Genomic DNA, 19,698 nt, shown 5'->3' with positions numbered 1-19,698 from the left:
TGCGGTAGGGATAGTGTCCCACCATGTGGTGTAGCTGACGGCGATGCCGTGCGGTTCCGGCCAAGCCGGATTGATCAGCGTGCCACGGCTGGCAGGCTAACGAACGGATCATCGCTCAGGGGAGCGACGGATTCCAGTGTCATGTACCTGGCCCGCTGAACCGCCCACTCATCATTTTGCTCGAGCAGCAGCGCGCCGACGAGGCGCTGGATGGCCTCATCGTTGGGAAAGATGCCGACGACGTCGGTGCGCCGCTTGATCTCGCCGTTCAGCCGCTCGATCGGATTCGTGCTGTGCAATTTGGCCCGATGCTCCCTAGGGAAGGTCATGTAGGCCAGCACGTCGGGCTCGGCCTCGTCGAGGATGGCAGCGAGCTTCGGCACCTTTGGCCGGATCTGGTCGGCGACGGAGCGCCATTGCTGGCTGGCGGCCTCTGGCGTCTCTTGGGCAAAGGCGGTGGCGATGAAGGCGGAGACGACACGACGGCCGCTCTTGCCAGCATGGGCCAGGACGTTGCGCATGAAGTGCACGCGGCAGCGCTGCCATGTCGCCGTTAGCACCTTGGTGACCGCGGCTTTGATGCCCTCGTGAGCGTCGGACACGACGAGCTTCACGCCGCGAAGGCCGCGTCGGGTCAGCTTTCTCAGGAACTCGGTCCAGATCGGCTCGGCTTCCGAGGTGCCGATCTCCATGCCGAGAACCTCACGCCGGCCATCGGCGTTGACGCCGACGGCGATGATCACGGCAACCGAGACGATGCGGCCGCCGCGGCGGACCTTGAGGTAGGTGGCGTCGATCCAGAGATAGGGCCAGTCGCCTTCGATCGGCCGCTCCAGAAAGGCTTTTACCTTGCCGTCGATCTCTTCACACAGCCTCGACACCTGGCTCTTGGAGATGCCGGTCATGCCCATCGCCTTGACCAGGTCGTCGACCGAGCGCGTCGAGATGCCCTGGACATAGGCCTCTTGAATGACGGCCGTCAGGGCCTTCTCGGCCATGCGCCGCGGCTCCAGAAAGCCGGGAAAGTAGCTGCCCCTGCGCAGCTTTGGGATGCGCAACTCGACTGTGCCGGCTCTCGTCTGCCAGTCCCTGTCGCGGTAGCCATTGCGCTGGGCGAGGCGCTCGGCACTCTTCTCGCCATAGCCGGCGCCAGTCGCGGCACCGACCTCCAGTTCCATCAGCCGCTCGGCGGCAAAGCCGATCATCTCGCGCAGCAGATCGGCATCAGGGGTCTTCTCCAGAAGGCTGCGCAGGCCCATCATGTCATTGGTCATCAGGGGATCTCCGGTTGCAGTTAGGTCTCGCAACCCAAGCCTAACCGGAAACCGCTGGTGACCACCGCGCCGCCAATCTCGTCCTACAGCGCGATGAAAGGCGCGGACGAGATTGGCGACGCTATCGCCGAGCTACACCACCTATGGGGACACGACCTGCGGTAGGTGTTGAGGCGGGTGGTCAGACGGCGAAACATGGGATCCTGATTCCAGGGTTTGGGGTTTTCGATAGCCATCAAGTAAGAGATCGCACTGCACAAAAGTAGTGCTTCTTGCTGCACGTCTCGTGTGCATTCTGCGCATGACGCAGTCATCAGTCCGTCAATATCTCCCATGCTACGTCCGTCCCGCCCTGTGTTCGGGCGGCCGAATGCAGAACGGGCGCGGCGGTTGCCCGCCACGCCCGTATCTGGATGCTGTCTGTGGACCTGTCCGGTCAGCCCTTGGCGTTCTCGGCCCGCTCGACTGCCGCTGTGATCAGCGACCGCGCCTTGGCGCTGTCGCCCCAGTCGCCGATCTTCACCCACTTGCCGGGCTCCAGATCCTTGTAGTGCTCGAAGAAGTGGGCGATTTGCAGCAGCGTGATTTCCGGCAGGTCGCCATATTCGCGGACATTCTCGAAACGGCGCGTGATGTGCGGCGACGGCACGGCGATGATCTTCTCGTCCTCGCCGCTGTTGTCTTCCATGACCAGCACGCCGATCGGGCGGCAATTGATCACGCAGCCGGGAAACAGCGGGCGGGTGTTGCAGATCAGGACGTCGATGGGGTCACCGTCGTCGGACAGGGTGTGCGGCACGAAGCCGTAATTCCCCGGATAGGTCATCGGCGTGTAGAGGAAGCGGTCGACGACCAGGCAGCCGGCGTCCTTGTCCATCTCGTACTTGATCGGGTGGCCGCCCAGCGGCACCTCGATGATGACGTTGATGTCTTCCGGCGGGTTCTTGCCGCGGGCGATCGCGTCGATGCGCATGATGTGTCCTTCCAGATGTGGCCTGTCGATCCGAACGGGCGACCCGCCTCGCATGTCCCCGAAGGACGCGAGAGCGATCCATGGCGACGGATGATCGCGTTGGTGGCCCGGTTTTCCCGAAGACGCTCTAGCCGCTCCGGCGAAACCGCGCAACACGCTGCTGCGCAGGCTGTCCGCCCCTTCGGCCAGGCGCGCGCCGGCCGGCTGCGGACCTCAGTTCCAGAGGAAGGCGATCTTGGCGACCTTGCGCGTGTCGAAGCATTCGCTGCCTTCCGCGATGTCGCGGCCGCCGAGGCGTCCGTAGAACTCGATCGCCCGGTCGTTCTCGGCCAGCGCCCAGACCACCAGCCCCTTCAGGCCGCGCTCGCGCAACAGCGCGGCGGCGGCTTCGAACAGGCGCTTGCCAAAGCCCAGCCCCTGATATTCGGGCCGCAGATACAGTTCGTAGATTTCGCCGTCGGCGCGCAGCGCCTCGGTGCGGTTGCGGCCCAGCGTAGCGTAGCCGATCGGCGCGCCGGAGAACTCGGCCACCAGGATCGCCGCGCCGCTGCGGATCGCCGTGTCCCACCAGTCGTCGTTGCGCCGGCCGATCATCTTCTCGAGGCTGCCATGCGGGATCAGCCCGCCATAGGCACCGCGCCACGAGGTGGCATGCACTGCGGACAGGGCAGCGGCATCGTTGGGTTCGGCCAGACGGATTTCGGCGGCAAGCGTCTTCATGGAAGCTTAACCATAACCCACATCGAACGATCCGTCTCAGTTCGCCGGCACCGTCCGGCGATTCGCGGCGACTGTAGTCGTCCGGGAGTCCGAGCGGGGACGCTGCGGACGTCTATCCCCCGGTTTTTGCTGGAAGGTCGGATCCAAGGCGCGGCAATTTGCGCGCCAGCACGCCCTGTGCCAGCGCCCGCTGGATGCCGGCGATGTCGGCGCGCCGCGACAGCGGCCGGGTGATCGGCGACTGGCCGGACACCCAAAGCGTCATTTCCGAATCCGTATCGAAGCTGCCGGCGGTCTCGATGGCGAACATGGTGATCGACCGATAGGGCAGCGACTGGATGTGCCGCTTGCGGCCGGTCATGCCCTGCTTGTCGACCATGATCAGCCGCAGATCGGTGAACACCAGGAGATCCCGCACGATCTGGAAGGCGAGTTCGACGCCCTCTCCGGGCAACAGGATCGGCGCCAGATCCGCCTCGATCGCCGTCGCGTCCGCATCGCTGGAAAGGCCCATCAGGCCGGAAATCAGTCCCATCGCATTCCATCCCCGTTTCGTCTTTGCCGCCATCTCGGGCGCGGCGGGGCCCTGTCCACCTGCAGGCAGCCGACCATCAGTTTTTCTAACGCCCAGGTCAGAATTTGAAACTCTGCCTTACCGACGCGACGGATTAAGATCTGCCCCAACTGGCCTCGCGGCACCCGTTCGCGCGGCTGCGCGTCTGGGAGGATCGCATGAAGCACGGTATCCGCCATCTCTACATTCCCGGCCCCACCAATGTCCCGGAGCGCGTCCGGCGGGCCATGAACGTGCCGATGGAAGACCAGCGGGCGCCCGACTTTCCAGCCTTGTCGCTGCCCCTCTTCGAGGATCTGAAGCGCGTCTTCAAGATGCGCGAAGGGCGCGTCTTCATGTATCCCTCCTCCGGCACCGGTGCCTGGGAAGCGGCGATCCAGAACACCCTGGCGCGCGGCGACAGGGTGCTGATGTCGCGCTTCGGCCAGTTCTCGCATCTGTGGGTCGACATGGCCCAAAGGCTCGGGCTCGACGTCGAGGCCATCGACGTGGAATGGGGCGCAGGCGTTCCGCTCGATGCCTATGAACGCGCGATCGCGGCGGACCGGGCCCATGCGATCCGCGCCGTCTTCGTCACCCACAACGAGACCGCGACCGGCGTGACCTCGGATGTCGCCGGCGTCCGGCGGCTGCTGGACGCCCACCAGCACCCGGCATTGATCTTCGTCGACGGCGTCTCGTCCATCGCCTCGATCGACTTCCGGCAGGACGAATGGGGCGTCGATCTCGCCGTCGCCGGTTCGCAGAAGGGCTTCATGCTGCCGGCCGGCCTGTCCTTCCTGGCCGTCTCCGAAAAGGCGCTGGCAGCGTCCCGCGACAACCGGCCGAAGATGGAGCGCACCTATTTCGCCTTTGCCGACATGATCACCCACAACGACAACGGCTTCTTCCCCTACACCCCGCCGACACAGTTCTTCCACGGGCTGCGGGTGGCGCTGGACATGCTCTTCGAGGAGGGCTTGGAAAACGTCTTCGCCCGCCATCACCGGCTGGCCGAGGGCGTGCGGCGGGGCGTCGCCGCCTGGGGCCTGAAGCTGCAGGCAGTGGCGCCGCAATGGCATTCCGACACCGTGTCGGCGATCCGCGTTCCCGAGGGCGTCGATGCCAATGCGGTGATCCGCACTGCCTATGAGCGTTACGACACCTCGCTCGGCGGCGGGCTGGCCCAGCTCTCCGGCAAGGTCTTCCGCATCGGCCATCTCGGCGATCTCAACGCGGCGATGTGTCTGACCGCGCTCGGCGTCGCCGAAATGGCGCTGGCCGACGCCGGCGCACGGATCGAGCCGGGGTCGGGCGTCGCCGCCGCACAAGCCTGGTACCGGGACGCTGCGGCCGAGGGCAGCGCTCTCATGCAGCACGCCGCGGAGTAGCCGCGGCCCGCCACCCGACCGACAAACTAAAAGGGCCGCGCATCCCGGATGGAATGCGCGGCCCTTTATGTGTCCGGCGAATGCCGTGCGGCGGATCAGGCCGCCTTGCGGCTCTTGTCGAAGCGCTTGCGCTCGTTGGAGTCGAGATAGATCTTGCGCAGACGGATCGTCTTCGGCGTCACCTCGACGAGCTCGTCGTCCTGGATCCACGACAGCGCCCGGTCGAGCGTCATGCGGATCGGCGGCGTCAGCTTGATCGCCTCGTCCTTGCCCGACGCGCGCATGTTGGTCAGCTTCTTGCCCTTCAGAACGTTCACTTCCAGATCGTTCTCGCGGGTGTGGATGCCGATGATCATGCCGGCATAGACCTTGACGCCGGCGTCGATCACCATCGGGCCGCGGTCTTCCAGGTTGAACATGGCGAAGGCCACGCTCTCGCCGGTGTCGTTGGAGATCAGGACGCCGGTGTTGCGGCCCGGCAGCTCACCCTTGAACGGGGCGTAGCTGTGGAACAGCCGGTTCATGATCGCGGTGCCGCGCGTGTCGGTCAGGAGCTCGGACTGGTAGCCGATGAGGCCGCGGGTCGGGGCATGGAAGACCAGCCGCTGACGATCGCCACCCGACGGGCGCAGCTCGATCATCTCGGCCTTGCGCTCGGACATCTTCTGCACGACGACGCCGGAATGCTCCTCGTCGACGTCGATGACGACCTCTTCGATCGGCTCGAGCGTCTGGCCGTTCTCGTCTTCCTTCATGACCACCCGCGGACGCGAGATGCCGATCTCGAAGCCTTCGCGGCGCATCGTCTCGATCAGCACGGCCAGCTGCAGCTCGCCGCGGCCGGAAACGTAGAAGGAATCCTTGTCGGCAGCTTCCTCGATCTTCAGCGCGACGTTGCCCTCGGCTTCCTTCATCAGGCGGTCGCGGATGACGCGGCTGGTCACCTTGTCGCCCTCGGTGCCGGCGAGCGGCGAGTCGTTGACGATGAAGGACATCGTCACCGTCGGCGGATCGATCGGCTGGGCGTGCAGCGGCTCGTTGACCTGCGGGTCGCAGAAGGTGTCGGCCACGGTGCCCTTGGACAGGCCCGCGATGGCGACGATGTCACCGGCCTCGGCAAAGTCCAGCGGCACGCGCTCAAGACCGCGGAAGGCAAGGATCTTGGAGATGCGGCCGCTTTCCAGCAGCTTGCCGTCGCCATGCAGCACCTTGACCGCCTGGTTCGGCTTGATCGAGCCGGACTGGATGCGGCCGGTGATCAGGCGTCCGAGGAACGGGTTGGCTTCGAGGATGGTGCCGATCATCTTGAACGGCTCGTCCTTGCCGGCCGTGTCCGGCTCCGGAACGTGCTTCAGGATCAGGTCGAACAGCGGAGTCAGGCCCTGGTCCTGCGGGCCTTCCGGCTCCTCGGCCATCCAGCCGCCGCGGCCCGAGCCGTAGAGGATCGGGAAGTCGAGCTGCTCTTCGGTCGCATCGAGCGAGACGAACAGGTCGAAGATCTCGTTGAGGACTTCCTGATGGCGCTCGTCGGCGCGGTCGATCTTGTTGATCGCCACGATCGGCTTCAGGCCGACCTTGAGCGCTTTGCCGAGCACGAACTTGGTCTGCGGCATCGGGCCTTCCGACGCGTCGACCAGGATCACGGCGCCGTCCACCATGTTCAGGATGCGCTCCACCTCGCCGCCGAAGTCGGCATGGCCCGGGGTGTCGACGATGTTGATGCGGGTGTCCTTCCACTCGACCGAAGTCGCCTTGGCCAGGATGGTGATACCCCGCTCCTTCTCCAGATCGTTGGAGTCCATCGCGCGGTCTTCGGTGCGCTGGTTCTCGCGGAACGATCCCGACTGCGCCAAGAGCTTGTCGACGAGTGTGGTTTTGCCATGATCGACATGCGCGATGATCGCGATGTTGCGGAGCTTCATAAGTGTCACCGGAAACGAGTTAAGGCCGCGGCGGGACCATCAATGGTCCACCCGGCGCGAATTCCACGCTCCCATACAGCAATTTGTGCGGGTGCGAAAGGTGGAGGCGTGTTTATGCGGCGCGACCCGCCCGTCCTCTTCACGGAAGACGGTGCGAATGCGACCGAACGAGCAACCCACATAGTCATTCTGCGCCCCGGACACAACAACCCAGCGCGATACATGCCACGACCGGACTTGACACAACGGAACAAACGACGAACCATTTGCCCGCTGGAGTTCGATTCGCAGTCCTGCGGAAGGATGACACCCCATGACGACTGACAGCGGAAAAACCTTTCGGAACGCCGGGTCCGGCCAGTACGTGACCAAGAGTTACGCCGAGACACACCCCAACACGACGATCAGCGAGACCGAGGGCGGCGGCTTCACCCATGGCGCCCATCGCAGCGCGATCACCGGCCGCTTCGTCGGGCCGGCCGCCGCGGGCCGCTGGCCGGACCGGACCATTAAGGACAGCTGATCCGCCACGGCGCCGCCGCCCGGCGACCAGGAACCGGGCGACCGGCTGAAGCGCGCGGCTCGGCCGGCCTGTCTGTCCCGCCGCTGCGTCACCCGCGCCGGGCGGGGTCGAGCGTCGTCGTCCAGAGTTCCGTGTCGTCGGCATCCATCAGCCGGACCGTCATCTGTTCGCTGTCGCCGTCGATCTCGACGAGGCCGAAGAACTGCAGGCCCATGGACGGCGGCAGGTTGGTGCCCTGCTCTTCGGTCGGCGCCTTCACGAACCGCACCTCCGGCCCGAAGGTCTTGTCGAGATCGTTGGGGCCGAAGGTACCGGCATGGATCGGGCCGGACACGAACTCCCAGAACGGCTCGAAATCCTGGAAGGCGGCGCGATCCGGGCTGTAGTGATGGGCTGCCGTATAGTGGACGTCGGCGGTGAGCCAGACCGTGTTGGCGATGCCGGCCGACTTGATGAAGCGCAGGAGGTCGGCGAATTCCATCTCGCGGCCCTTCGGCGCGCCGCCGTCGTTGTTGGACACCGCCTCGACCAGCTTCCTGTCGCCGACATTGTCCCAGACGACGAGGCCGATCGGCATGTCGGAGGCAATCACCTTCCAGGTGGCGTCGGACTGGGCCAGTTCCCGCTTCAGCCAGGCGATCTGCTCGGCGCCCATCATCTGCGTCGCCTCGGAAGCGTCCGTTTCCAGGCCCTCGGTGTTGCCGCCGCGATAGGAGCGCAGGTCGAGGAAGAACACGTCGAGCAGCGGGCCATAGGCGATCTTGCGATAGACCCGGCCGGGCTCCTCGGCGACGTAGCCGATGGGCGTCATCTCGTGGAAGGCGCGGGCGCTGCGGGCGGCCAGAAGGGCAATGTCCTTGACCGCATAGCGGTCGTCGGCGGTCAGATCCTTGGCCGAGGACCAGTTGTTGATGACCTCATGGTCGTCCCACTGGAAGAAGGTCGGCACGCGCGCATTCATCGCCTGGACGTTCTTGTCCATGAGATTGTATTTCCACTGGCCGCGATACTCGTCCAGCGTCTCGGCGACCTTTTCCTTCTCCGGGATGAGGAGGTTCTTCCAGACGCTGCCGTCGGCAAGTTCCACGCTCTCCTTCAGCGGACCGTCGGCATAGATCGTGTCGCCCGAATGCAGGAAGAAGTCCGGCTCGTGCTTTGCCATGGTGGCATAGGCCGTCATGCCGCCGCGGCTCTCGTCGATACCCCAGCCCTGCCCGACCGTGTCGCCGGACCAGGCGAAGCGGATCGAGCGGCGCGACGCCGGCGCCGTGCGGAAGCGCCCGACGATCGGCTCGGAGACGCCGTTGACGTCGCCGAGATCGGTGGCGACGGCGCGCCAGAAGATTTCCTGGTCCGATGGGAGGCCGGCGATCAGGCGCTTGGCGGTGAAGTCGGATTCCGGCAGCGTCGTCAGGCTGTGCAGCTTCTGCGCATTGGCGAAGCTCTCGGTCGTCGCCCATTCGAAATCGATGCGCGAGGGCCGGTCGGCCCGCGTCCACACCATGCCGGAGGTCGCATTGACGTCACCGGTCTGGACGCCGTGGGTGAAGGCAGGGCGGCTGGCCGCACGGCTGATCGCCGGCATGGCTAGGCCGGAACCGGCGACGAGCGCCGCCGCCCCCGACGAGGCGAGGAAGCGGCGGCGGGACAGGGGAAAGCGTTTCGCGGACATCGGGGAACCTCCGGCTGAAAGAGGCCCGCACCATCGCCGTCTTGCGTGGCAGGGCGATTGCAACCCTGCGAAACTTTCAAGTCGTTCCAAACTGCGGCGGCGCCAGCGAAATTCCGGGCCGGCCGCCGCAAAGGTCGGCCCGGGCCTCAGCCGGTCACGAAACCGCGCTTGCGCAACAGCGCCGCGGAGGTCGGCATGCGGCCCCGGAAGGCGGTGTACAGATCCGCAGCGTCCCGCGAATTGCCGGCCGAATAGACATGCTCCAGGAGCCGCCCCGCCGTCTCGGGATCGAACGGGTCGCCGGTCTCCTCGAACGCCTCGAAGGCGTCGGCGTCGAGCACCTCCGACCACATGTAGGAGTAGTAGCCGGCCGAATAACCGTCGCCCGAGAAGATATGAGCGAAGTGCGGCGAGCGGTGCCGCATGACGATCTCGCGCGGCATGCCCAGCTCTTCCAGCATCGCCCGCTCGACCGCCAGCGGCTGGTCCGGCACCTCGCGCAATTCGTGCAGGCCGAGATCGATCAAGGCCGAGGCGGTGTATTCGACGGTGTCGAAGCCCGCGTCGAAGCTCTTGGCGGCCAGCATCTTGTCGAGCAGCGGCTTGGGCAACGGCTCGCCGGTCCGCACGTGCCGTGCATGGTCCGCGAGCACGGAGGGGACGGTGAGCCAGTGCTCGTAGAGCTGCGAGGGCAGCTCGACGAAATCGCGGGCCACCGACGTGCCGGACAGCGACGGCCAGGTCACGTCGGACAGGAGTCCGTGCAGCGCATGGCCGAATTCGTGAAACAGCGTGCGGGCGTCGTCGAGCGACAGCAGCGCCGGCTGGCCAGCGCTCGGCTTGGCGAAATTGCAGACATTGTAGATGATCGGCAGCTGCCCGCCATCGAGCTTGTGCTGGCTGCGGAGCGCGCTCATCCAGGCGCCGGACCGCTTCGACTGCCGGGCGAAGTAATCGCCGAGGAAGAGCCCGCGCGGCCGGCCGTCGCGGTCGGCGACCGCCCACACCCGCACATCCGGGTGCCAGGCCTTGGCCGCGGGCAAGGGCGTGAAGGAGAGGCCGAACAGCCGGTCGGCCACGTCGAAGGCGGCCGTGATCATCCGGTCGAGCTCGAAATACGGCTTCAGCTCGCTCTCGTCGATGGCGAACTCCCGCTGCCGCCGCTGCTCGGCGTAATAGCGCCAGTCCCAGGGCTCCAGCGGATGATTGTCGCCGCGCTCGCCGGCCAGTTGGCGGAGCGCCGCCGCATCGTCGGCCGCGCGCGTCTTGGCATGCTCCCAGACCTCTTCGAGCAGCGTGCGCACGGCGACCGGCGTCTTGGCCATCGTGTCGTTCAGCTTGTAGGCCGCAAAACTGTCGAAGCCGAGCAGCCGCGCCTTCTCGGCCCGCAGCCGGAGAATATCGGCCATGATCTGCCGGTTGTCGGACGCGCCCTCGTTCTCCCCGCGGTTCGTCCAGGCGCGGAAGGCCTTTTCGCGCAGGTCGCGCCGCGTCGAGTAGGACAGGAACGGCACGACCACCGAGCGTGACAGGGTGACGGCGTAGTTCTCGAGCCCGCGATCGGCGGCAACACCGGCCATGGTCGAGATCAGATCGTCCGGGAGACCGGCCAGATCGTCCTTTTCGAGGCTCATCACCCAATTGTGTTCGTCGGCCAGAATGTTCTGGGAGAAGCGGGTGCCGAGCGACGAGAGTTCGGCGTCGATCTCGGCCAGCCGCTCGCGATCGGCCCCTTCGAGCCGCGCGCCGCTGCGCACGAAGCCCGCATGGATCCGGTCGAGAAGCCGCCGGTCTTCCGGGGTCAAAGTCGCCGCTGCGTCGCGATCGGCATGGACCGCATCGATACGGGCGAAAAGCGCAGCGTTGAGAGTGATTTGGGACGAATGACGCGAGAGAAGCGGCGAAACGTCGCGCTCGATCCCCTGCAATGCCGGGTTCGTATGGGCACCGGCGAGGGTGAAGAAGATCCGCGCCACCTCCTCCAGCTTCCGGCCGGCGCGCTCCAGGGCAGCGATCGTATTGTCGAAATCGGCAGGCGCCGGGTTCTCGGCGATCGCCGTGATTTCAGACAGATGCTCGCCCATGGCGGCGCGAAACGCGTCCGGAAAATCTTCGGGACGGAATTGATTGAAGTCAGGTACTTCGCTGGCTAATGCGTCAGGATGGTTACCTTCGAGCGGGACTGCGTGGTGCAAATCGTTCATCTGTCTGCCTTTATCCGCCTCTGCCATGCGCGTGTTCCACGTGTAGATGATGCGGACAGGGTTCAGATGAAAGACCATCGTGCTATTCTGGTCGCGCCGACAGGGTGAGATCCTACGCCCCGGCATTGAGCGAGTAATGTCATTCAGAGCCGGGACGGGTCGTGTCCCCATAGGTGGTGTAGCTCGGCGATAGCGTCGCCAATCTCGTCCGCGCCTTTCATCGCGCTGTAGGACGAGATTGGCGGCGCGGTGGTCACCAGCGGTTTCCGGTTAGGCTTGGGTTGCGAGACCTAACTGCAACCGGAGATCCCCTGATGACCAATGACATGATGGGCCTGCGCAGCCTTCTGGAGAAGACCCCTGATGCCGATCTGCTGCGCGAGATGATCGGCTTTGCCGCCGAGCGGCTGATGGAACTGGAGGTCGGTGCCGCGACTGGCGCCGGCTATGGCGAGAAGAGTGCCGAGCGCCTCGCCCAGCGCAATGGCTACCGCGACAGGGACTGGCAGACGAGAGCCGGCACAGTCGAGTTGCGCATCCCAAAGCTGCGCAGGGGCAGCTACTTTCCCGGCTTTCTGGAGCCGCGGCGCATGGCCGAGAAGGCCCTGACGGCCGTCATTCAAGAGGCCTATGTCCAGGGCATCTCGACGCGCTCGGTCGACGACCTGGTCAAGGCGATGGGCATGACCGGCATCTCCAAGAGCCAGGTGTCGAGGCTGTGTGAAGAGATCGACGGCAAGGTAAAAGCCTTTCTGGAGCGGCCGATCGAAGGCGACTGGCCCTATCTCTGGATCGACGCCACCTACCTCAAGGTCCGCCGCGGCGGCCGCATCGTCTCGGTTGCCGTGATCATCGCCGTCGGCGTCAACGCCGATGGCCGGCGTGAGGTTCTCGGCATGGAGATCGGCACCTCGGAAGCCGAGCCGATCTGGACCGAGTTCCTGAGAAAGCTGACCCGACGCGGCCTTCGCGGCGTGAAGCTCGTCGTGTCCGACGCTCACGAGGGCATCAAAGCCGCGGTCACCAAGGTGCTAACGGCGACATGGCAGCGCTGCCGCGTGCACTTCATGCGCAACGTCCTGGCCCATGCTGGCAAGAGCGGCCGTCGTGTCGTCTCCGCCTTCATCGCCACCGCCTTTGCCCAAGAGACGCCAGAGGCCGCCAGCCAGCAATGGCGCTCCGTCGCCGACCAGATCCGGCCAAAGGTGCCGAAGCTCGCTGCCATCCTCGACGAGGCCGAGCCCGACGTGCTGGCCTACATGACCTTCCCTAGGGAGCATCGGGCCAAATTGCACAGCACGAATCCGATCGAGCGGCTGAACGGCGAGATCAAGCGGCGCACCGACGTCGTCGGCATCTTTCCCAACGATGAGGCCATCCAGCGCCTCGTCGGCGCGCTGCTGCTCGAGCAAAATGATGAGTGGGCGGTTCAGCGGGCCAGGTACATGACACTGGAATCCGTCGCTCCCCTGAGCGATGATCCGTTCGTTAGCCTGCCAGCCGTGGCACGCTGATCAATCCGGCTTGGCCGGAACCGCACGGCCATCGCCGTCAGCTACACCACATGGTGGGACACTATCCCGGGACGGCTCACCGGAAAACGTGAAACAAGGGCCGCAACCAATGTCGCAACTTCTACCGGGCAACGCCCTTGGCTTTGTTATCGTGGACCTCGGGCGGCTGTATCGGCAGGCCTTCGAGAAAGCGGTCATCGACGCCGGAATGGAACTGACACCGGGCGAAATCAGGGCGCTTGCCTATGTCGGCCGCTACAGCGGCTCGCGCCAGGCTGTTCTGGCCGAACGGATGGGCGTCGAACCGATGACCCTGTCGGCCTATCTCGACCGGCTCGAGGCGCGCGGCCTGATCAGCCGCTCGGTCGATCCCAACGACCGCCGTGCGAAGGTCATCGCGCCGACCAGTTCCGCCGAGCGGGTGTTCGAGGAAGCCCGGCCCGTCGCCCTTGCGGTCTACGAGCGCACCGTCAGCGGCCTGTCCGAGGACGAGCGCAGGACCGTCGACCTCATCATGCGCAAGATGCGGGCGAACCTGACCAACGTGCCGCTGAGCGACGGCGACGACCGCGACGAGCCGGAGCCCCTCGCCGATGTTGCGGACATGCGGGTCAAGGGCGCAGCCTAAGGCTCCCTTACGTCTGGCAGGGACGGCGCGGCGGCCCTAGATGGCGGTCATCGGGACGGAACGGCGCGCGATCGCGCGGCGTTGCCGTCCCTTTCCCGGACAGCCCCTCACCACGGACCGCCGCCTTGACCGCACAAACTGCCCGCGCGCCCATCATGTCGGAGCGCCGGACCAGCCTCATCGGCGGTTGCCTCGTGGCGATCGGCCCGATTTCCATGGCGCTCTACACGCCCGCCATGCCGACGCTGGTCGCCGAGTTCGACACCACCGAATCGATGATCAAGCTGTCGCTGGCGGTCTATTTCGCCGGCTTCGCGCTGACCCAGCTCGTCTGCGGGCCGATGTCCGACGCCTTCGGACGGCGCGTCACCACCCTCGGCTTCATGGTGCTGTACCTGGCCGGCGCGATCCTCGCCATGGCCGCAGCGAATGTCGAGATGCTGATCGCCGCCCGCATCCTGCAGGGTGTCGGCGCGTCGGTGGGCGTCGCCACCGCCCGCGCCATCGTCCGCGACCAGTTCGAGGGTGAGACCTCCTCGCGGATCATGAACACCATCGGCATCATCCTGGCGCTCGGTCCCGCCGTCTCCCCGACCATCGGCGGCCTGACGCTGGAGCTCGCCGGCTGGTACGCGATCTTCGTCGTGATGATGTTCTTCGGCCTGATCGTCATCGGCGTCACCCTCGGCGCCATGCGCGAGACCGTCGTGCCCGATCCCAGTCGCATCCAGCCGAAGGCGATCCTGCACTCCTACCGGCAGCTGATCACCAACCGCCACTTCATGGCCACCAGCCTCACCGTCGCGGGCTCGGTCGGCGCGCTCTACACCCTCGCCACGGTCCTGCCCTTCGTGCTGATCGAGCGCGCCGGGCTGACGCCGACCGAATACGGCATCGGCATGCTCGGCCAGTCCGGTATGTTCTTCTCCGGCTCGCTGGCGATGCGCTACCTGATGACCCGCACCAGCGCCTATCGCCTCGTGCCGGTCGGTCTCGGCTTCATCGGCGCCGGCGCTCTGTCGATCGCCCTGTCGATCGCGGTCCTGCCGGTGACCTACCTGTCGATCATGGTGCCGGTCGGCCTCTACGCCTTCGGCATCGCCTTCGTCATGCCGGCCATGACCACCGCGTCGCTGGCGCCGTTCCCGCACATGGCGGGCGCCGCCTCGGCGATGATGGGCTTCATCCAGATGGGAGCGGGCCTCGTCGGCGGCGCGATCTGCGCAGCGATTGGCGAGCCGGTGCTGGCCACCCAGATCGTCATCCCCGCCCTCGGGGCGATCGCCATCGGCTCCTACGCGGTCTATCGGACGCGTCCGCATCTGGCAGAGCCGGAGCCCGCCCCCGAAGTGCCGGCGCCGGAACTCAGCTACGACGGCCGCGGCTGAGGCACTGGCTCGCCCCGCGGTCCGTGGGTCATCGGGGCCGGGTCAGAAAATGCCGGGAATGATCCGTGCCGTGCGGGCCCGGTAGGCGCGGTACTCGTCGCCGAAGGCCTCTTCCATCATCCGCTCTTCCGGCGCGACACGGGCCGCAAAGAGGATGCCGAAGCCGATCAGCCCCGCCGGCCCGGCGATCCAGTTGGGCACCAGCAGCGCCTGCGCCAGCGCCATCGTCCAGAAGGCCGAATACATCGGGTGCCGCACCCGCCGGTAGATGCCGGACGTCACCAGCCTGTGCTTCTCCCGGATGTCGAGAGAGACCGACCACATCTTGCCCAGCGCCTTGTGGGTCTTGCGGAACAGGACGAGCGCGCCCGCCATGGCGCCGAGCCCCAGAGCGATCTGCCACCAGGCCGGATCGTAGGTCGCGGATCTCGGCCAGCCGGTGGCGACGAACACGCCCGGCAGGATGCCGAGCCCCGTCAGCGAGATCGCCATGCGCAGGGTTTCCGCGGGCCCGCGGCGGCTGCGCTCGACACGGGCGCGCTTGGCCCGACGCTCGAACGGGTAGCGGATCACGTACCAGCCCGCGACCATCAGCGCCCAGGCCACCGATCCGACGAGCGCCGGCGTCACGGCCGCGCTCCTTCGCCCGTCGCCGGTGGAGATAGCGGTGGCAGGTCGACGGTTTCGAGGCGGCCGTAATCGACCAGCGGGCGGGGTCCGAGCAGAAGCATGTGGAACGAATAGGCGCTGCGCCGCTCGACCGCGAGGACGATTTGCCGGTGCAGGCGAAAGAAATCGCGCTTGATGCGCCGGTAGGTGGCCGTCGTCACCAGCCGCTTGAAGCGGATCCGCACCACCGCAGGCGCCTCGCCCTCCTTGATGCCCAGCGAGCGGGCCGGATTGGATCTGTAGAAATTGATCGGGTCGGACAGGCCCTGCACGTCGATCCAGGGCACTGCATGGGTCACCACGATCTCGCGCACCGCCCGGCGCTGGGCGCCGGCCGCCGGGTGCAGGGCGGTCTTCATCAGGCTCGAGCCGACGGTCAGCACCTGCAGCGGGCGGTCGCGGCGCAGCCCCGCCGCAAGCGCCCGGCCCAGCGCGAGGACGGCCAGACTCGCGCCGAGACTGTGTGCGGCGATCACGATCTCGTCCGCCTCCGTCCCGGCCACCGCATGACGCATGGCCTCGGCATGGGCGTCGATCCGGCGCGCAATGGCGGGATTGCGGTCGCGGCAGAAATCGCGGGCCATCGCCCAGTCGTCCATCGCCGTGAGCACGTGCAGCCGGCGGTTGGCATAGAGCAGAAGCGCCCAGGCCGTCGCGAGCCCGGCGAGAACGGCCACGAGCAGGCCCGCAGGTCCCGGCAGCGGGGCAAGCGCTACAACGAGGCGACCGATGATCCAGCCGCCGAACAGGATGCCGGCCAGAACGACCAGCGGAAACAGATAGAAGAACAGATAGCGCCAGCTCACCCGGGCATACCGGAACACCGTCCCGGTGACGAGGAAGTCGCCGAGACCGGCCAGCCCGCTGAAGAGCCGCCGGAGCGACGAGCGTCCGGCATAGGCCAGAATGAGGTCGCTCCAGTCGCAGAAGACGAGATCGGTATGGGTGCGCCAGCCATGGCCGGTCAGTTCGGCCCGCAGCACGCCGTGATGGGTCGCCGCCTCGCTCTCGGCGCGGCGATCGGTCGGCTCGATGGCCAGCCGCGTGTCCCAGAGCGGAGCCGTCCGGGCCGCAGCGCGCGCGAAGCGGTCCATATGCGCGGTGATCGGCATGGGCTCGAAGCCGGGAAACACGAACACCAGCCGCTTCTCGATCATGCCATCTCCAGCGGCCGCACACATGGCGGACCGAATGTCCGGCCTGACGTGCAGCCTTCCACGCGATGCCCGCGCCCTTCAGCCGATCGCTACGCTACGTCGCAGCATTTGCAAAGATGCACGCAGGACGGCCGAGCATCCGCCCCGTGCGTCCGACGCCGGTCGCCGCGTTCGCCGCGACGGGTTCAGGCCTTCGGATGCGCCCCGAAGATGCGGGCGAGGAACTCTTCCAGCCAGCGTCGGACCGGCGCGTCGTAGATCGCCCGCCCGTCGAAATGCTGGCGTCGTCCCTGGGCGCCGGGCAACGTCAGCCGCGCATGGCCGCGGGTCGTCCAGCGATGCATCATCGCCAAGGTCAGCTCGGCATGGAACTGAACGCCATAGGCATTCGGGCCGTAGCTGAACGCCTGGTTCGGATACCAGTCGCCTTCGGCCAGCAGCGTCGCGCCCGACGGCAGGTCGAAGCCTTCACGGTGCCACTGATAGACCATCTCCGGCCAGTGCGGCAGCAGCGCCCGGCCCTGCGGCGTCGCCTTCAGCGGATAGAAGCCCACCTCGGCCAGCCCCTCGCGATGGCTGCCGACACCGGCGCCGAGATGCTTGGCGAGCATCTGCGCGCCGAGGCAGATGCCGAGAAACGGGCGCTCTTCGGCAAGCGGCACCTTCATCCATTCGATCTCGCGCACGAGATGGGCGTCGGTATCGTTGGCGCTGGGCGGGCCGCCGAAGACCACCGCCCCGCGATGGCCGTCCAGCGTCTCCGGCAGGGCATCGCCCATCACCGGCCGGCGGATGTCCATGCGCACGCCATGGGCGTCGAAGACCTGGCCGACACGCCCCGGCGTCGAGCTTTCCTGGTGCAGGACGACGAGGATCGGACGGGGATCGTCGGTTTCCAGCGTATAGGCATGCCGGGCAATGGCCTGCGCGACCGTATCGGCGCCGTCACTGATGCTGTTGTCGTAATAGGCCATGAAATCAGTCGCCGACCCCGCTTCTCGTCGCTGCCTCCCGCTTCATCAACATCCGGTCCCGCGTCGAGACGCCGAGCAGGTCGGAGACCCGCCAGATCAGATTGTCTTCCAGTTCGTGAACCGAGCCGTCGGCATAGGTCACCTCCCACAGCAGCTCGACGAAGCGGATCCGCTCGGCCTCCCCCAGCCGGTTCTTCAGGACCGAAGTGAAGTTATAGAGATCCACCGCCTCCGTGTCGGCCTCGTCCCCCGCCGCGACGATCCGGTCGACCTCGTCGGGCGCCAGCGCGAATTCCTCGCGCAGGACGTCGTGCAGGCGGGTGCGCTCGTCATCGGTCACCACGCCGTCCGCCCGCACGATGTGGAACAGGAGCGCGGCCGTCGCCACGCGCAGATCGTCTTCCGGGTCCTTGCGGCTTTCCGCCGGCCCGGCCCCGATATTGCGCAGAAAATCGCGGAATGCTTCGAACATCGTTCCTCGCCGTGAGCGGCCGTCGGCCTCAAGAGCCGTCAGCCGAACCGCGCTTCCTTGCGCTCTTCGCTGGTCGGCGCGGGTCTGGTTTCCTTCGGCGGGTCAACTGCCTCGGGCTTGCGCGGTTCCGCCGGCTTTGTGGCATCCTTGGCGGCCGGCTGGGTCGCCGCTCCGCCAGTTCCGCCGCCGTTCGCCGCGGGAGGCGAGGCCGGCTTTGCCGGTTCGGCCGCCGCCGGCTTGGCCGGCGCAGGCGTTGCGGCAGGCACGGCTGCCGGTGCGGTCGGCTCGGGCGTTTTCGCCTCGGCACCGATCGTCTTTGCAGGACCGTGATCGACCTCGCCATCATGCGCGTCGATCATCGGACCGTCGCCATCGCCGATCCGCTCGACCGGCACCTTCCATTCGAAGGCGTCGAGACGTCCGGTGACCGGCGAGATCGGCGCCCAGTTGCGCGACACGACGCCGTCGGCCGTCCAGGCCGGATCGCGCGGCGCGCGGATGGCGCGTCCCAGCCACTCGCGCACCCGGCCGACTTCGCCGGTCTGCGCTTCCTCGATATCGGCGAGCAGCAGATAGGTGCTCTCGCGCGGCTCCGCATCGGCTGCAGCCATTGCGGATTTGCGGGCCAGATCGAATTCGCCGGCATCGAGCGCCGCACGCGCCAGGCTCATCTCGGCTTCCGCGCCGCTGTGCAGGCCGTGCAGCTTGCGGGCCCGCTTCAGCCGGTCCTCGGGCGAATCGCCCGGCCGGGCATGCACATAGGCCTCGGCGATGTCGGGATGCGGCTGGCTGATCCAGCTGGTCTCCAGCACCTTCGAACCGCGGCGCAAATCGCCAAGACGGAACAGCGCCTCGGCGGCGACCAGCGCCGCAGGCGGCAGGTCGGGCGCGAGCTTTTGCGCCTCCAGCCCGGCGGTCTTGGCCCCGGCCGGATCGCGCTCCGACAGCGTCATCGCCTTGGCGGTCAGGAGCACGGCGCGCATCCGCTTGGATTCGTCACGATCGACGAGCCGGGTGTTCTTCTGAGCGTCCAGGATGGCGAGCGCCCCGTCCCAGTCGCCGGCAAGGCATTTCGACTCCAGGACGGCGCCACCGGCCCAGGGAACATGCGGCGCAATCCGCACGGCGCGCTCGGCATAGTGGCGCGCAGCGGATTCGTCGCCAACGCGCTCGGCTTCGAGGAACAGGCCGCGCAGAGCGAGAAGCCGGGTCTCGGGATCGCGCTCCATCTGCTCGAAGGCGGAGCGGGCACGGGCGTGATCACCCTCGATCATTGCCGTTTGGGCGTCGAGGAAGCGGATCAGCGGCTCGCGGCGCGTGCCAAGCAGCTTGTCGCTGCGCTTGGTCATGCGGCGGGCGAGCACGGCATCGCCGGCGCCGGCGGCGATAATGCCGCTCGACAGGGCCTTGTAGCCGCGGTCGCGCCGGCTCGTGCTCCACCAGTTGCCGATGGCGCCGGGCGTCTTGAAGAAGGCCCGCACCAGCCAGACGACGAGCAGCACGGCGAAGATCAGGACCCCGAGGCCGATGAGGAAGACCATCAGGCTGGTGCCCACCTGCTGGCCCTGCCAGACGAAGGTGACGCTTCCCGGATTGTCAGCCAGCCAGGCAAAACCGATGCCGGCGGCCAGAACGACGAGAAGGAAGGCGAGGATTCGCAGCAT

At 66.8% G+C, this 19,698-nt stretch carries 17 protein-coding genes; 5 read left to right on the top strand and 12 right to left on the bottom strand.

Annotated features, from left to right (window positions below; translation table 11 throughout):
* Positions 1-74: 74 nt before the first annotated feature.
* The 4 genes from SI859A1_RS20060 to SI859A1_RS20045 all read right to left on the bottom strand — a co-directional run bounded on the left by SI859A1_RS20060 (position 75) and on the right by SI859A1_RS20045 (position 3,502).
* On the bottom strand, positions 75-1,274 hold the full coding sequence (locus SI859A1_RS20060; RefSeq protein WP_009207891.1) for an IS256 family transposase: 1,200 nt from the start codon (positions 1,272-1,274) through the stop codon (positions 75-77).
* A gap of 436 nt (positions 1,275-1,710) precedes the next feature.
* Positions 1,711-2,247: an inorganic diphosphatase gene (ppa, locus tag SI859A1_RS20055; protein WP_009211470.1), complete on the bottom strand. Its 537-nt coding sequence runs from the start codon at positions 2,245-2,247 to the stop codon at positions 1,711-1,713.
* Positions 2,248-2,460: 213 nt separating this feature from the next.
* A complete protein-coding gene (locus SI859A1_RS20050; RefSeq protein ID WP_009211469.1) occupies positions 2,461-2,967 on the bottom strand; it encodes a GNAT family N-acetyltransferase in 507 nt (168 codons plus the stop codon).
* Between the two features lie 112 nt (positions 2,968-3,079).
* Entirely contained in the window at positions 3,080-3,502 is a 423-nt protein-coding gene (locus SI859A1_RS20045; RefSeq protein ID WP_009211468.1) for a PH domain-containing protein, read from the bottom strand.
* A gap of 197 nt (positions 3,503-3,699) precedes the next feature.
* Here SI859A1_RS20045 and SI859A1_RS20040 point away from each other — a divergent pair, with 197 nt between their 5' ends.
* The gene (locus SI859A1_RS20040) at positions 3,700-4,911 is read left to right on the top strand and encodes an aminotransferase class V-fold PLP-dependent enzyme (protein WP_009211467.1); all 1,212 of its coding nucleotides are present in this window, start codon (positions 3,700-3,702) and stop codon (positions 4,909-4,911) included.
* Positions 4,912-5,006: 95 nt separating this feature from the next.
* Here SI859A1_RS20040 and typA read toward each other — a convergent pair whose 3' ends face one another.
* A complete protein-coding gene (typA, locus tag SI859A1_RS20035) occupies positions 5,007-6,833 on the bottom strand; it encodes a translational GTPase TypA (protein ID WP_009211466.1) in 1,827 nt (608 codons plus the stop codon).
* Between the two features lie 313 nt (positions 6,834-7,146).
* On the opposite strand from typA, the gene SI859A1_RS20030 reads away from it, so the two are divergent.
* Entirely contained in the window at positions 7,147-7,356 is a 210-nt protein-coding gene (locus SI859A1_RS20030) for a hypothetical protein (RefSeq protein WP_040326086.1), read from the top strand.
* A gap of 88 nt (positions 7,357-7,444) precedes the next feature.
* On the opposite strand, the gene SI859A1_RS20025 is transcribed toward SI859A1_RS20030, so the two are convergent.
* Both SI859A1_RS20025 and SI859A1_RS20020 read right to left on the bottom strand, forming a co-directional pair.
* The gene (locus SI859A1_RS20025) at positions 7,445-9,028 is read right to left on the bottom strand and encodes an alkaline phosphatase D family protein (protein WP_040326085.1); all 1,584 of its coding nucleotides are present in this window, start codon (positions 9,026-9,028) and stop codon (positions 7,445-7,447) included.
* A gap of 146 nt (positions 9,029-9,174) precedes the next feature.
* Entirely contained in the window at positions 9,175-11,232 is a 2,058-nt protein-coding gene (locus SI859A1_RS20020) for a M3 family metallopeptidase (protein ID WP_009211464.1), read from the bottom strand.
* Positions 11,233-11,546: 314 nt separating this feature from the next.
* Between SI859A1_RS20020 and SI859A1_RS20015 the strand changes: the two genes are divergently transcribed.
* The 3 genes from SI859A1_RS20015 to SI859A1_RS20005 all read left to right on the top strand — a co-directional run bounded on the left by SI859A1_RS20015 (position 11,547) and on the right by SI859A1_RS20005 (position 14,762).
* Complete coding sequence (locus tag SI859A1_RS20015) at positions 11,547-12,746, top strand: IS256 family transposase (protein WP_009207891.1); 1,200 nt, start codon at positions 11,547-11,549, stop codon at positions 12,744-12,746.
* A gap of 109 nt (positions 12,747-12,855) precedes the next feature.
* Positions 12,856-13,374: a MarR family winged helix-turn-helix transcriptional regulator gene (locus SI859A1_RS20570; protein ID WP_009211463.1), complete on the top strand. Its 519-nt coding sequence runs from the start codon at positions 12,856-12,858 to the stop codon at positions 13,372-13,374.
* Positions 13,375-13,529: 155 nt separating this feature from the next.
* A complete protein-coding gene (locus SI859A1_RS20005; protein WP_009211462.1) occupies positions 13,530-14,762 on the top strand; it encodes a multidrug effflux MFS transporter in 1,233 nt (410 codons plus the stop codon).
* Between the two features lie 42 nt (positions 14,763-14,804).
* Here the strand turns inward: SI859A1_RS20005 and SI859A1_RS20000 are convergent, their stop codons facing one another.
* From SI859A1_RS20000 to SI859A1_RS19980, 5 genes are all read right to left on the bottom strand, one after another.
* Positions 14,805-15,392, bottom strand: coding sequence for a protein-S-isoprenylcysteine O-methyltransferase (locus SI859A1_RS20000; protein WP_009211461.1), 588 nt, complete (start codon positions 15,390-15,392; stop codon positions 14,805-14,807).
* Positions 15,389-16,588 carry an alpha/beta hydrolase family protein gene (locus SI859A1_RS19995; protein WP_009211460.1) on the bottom strand — a complete coding sequence of 400 codons (1,200 nt, stop codon included), beginning with the start codon at positions 16,586-16,588 and terminating at the stop codon, positions 15,389-15,391. Before SI859A1_RS19995 ends, SI859A1_RS20000 begins: the two co-directional genes overlap by 4 nt.
* Positions 16,589-16,773: 185 nt before the next feature.
* On the bottom strand, positions 16,774-17,562 hold the full coding sequence (locus SI859A1_RS19990; RefSeq protein ID WP_009211459.1) for a glutamine amidotransferase: 789 nt from the start codon (positions 17,560-17,562) through the stop codon (positions 16,774-16,776).
* A 4-nt stretch (positions 17,563-17,566) separates the two neighbouring features.
* On the bottom strand, positions 17,567-18,034 hold the full coding sequence (locus tag SI859A1_RS19985; RefSeq protein WP_009211458.1) for a tellurite resistance TerB family protein: 468 nt from the start codon (positions 18,032-18,034) through the stop codon (positions 17,567-17,569).
* A gap of 38 nt (positions 18,035-18,072) precedes the next feature.
* A complete protein-coding gene (locus SI859A1_RS19980) occupies positions 18,073-19,698 on the bottom strand; it encodes a heme biosynthesis protein HemY (RefSeq protein ID WP_009211457.1) in 1,626 nt (541 codons plus the stop codon).

The organism is Aurantimonas manganoxydans SI85-9A1, assembly GCF_000153465.1.
In the GTDB taxonomy this organism is placed as follows: domain Bacteria; phylum Pseudomonadota; class Alphaproteobacteria; order Rhizobiales; family Rhizobiaceae; genus Aurantimonas; species Aurantimonas manganoxydans.
The sequence above is the reverse complement of the archived record's forward strand: the minus strand, read 5'-3'. Positions and strand labels throughout refer to the sequence as shown.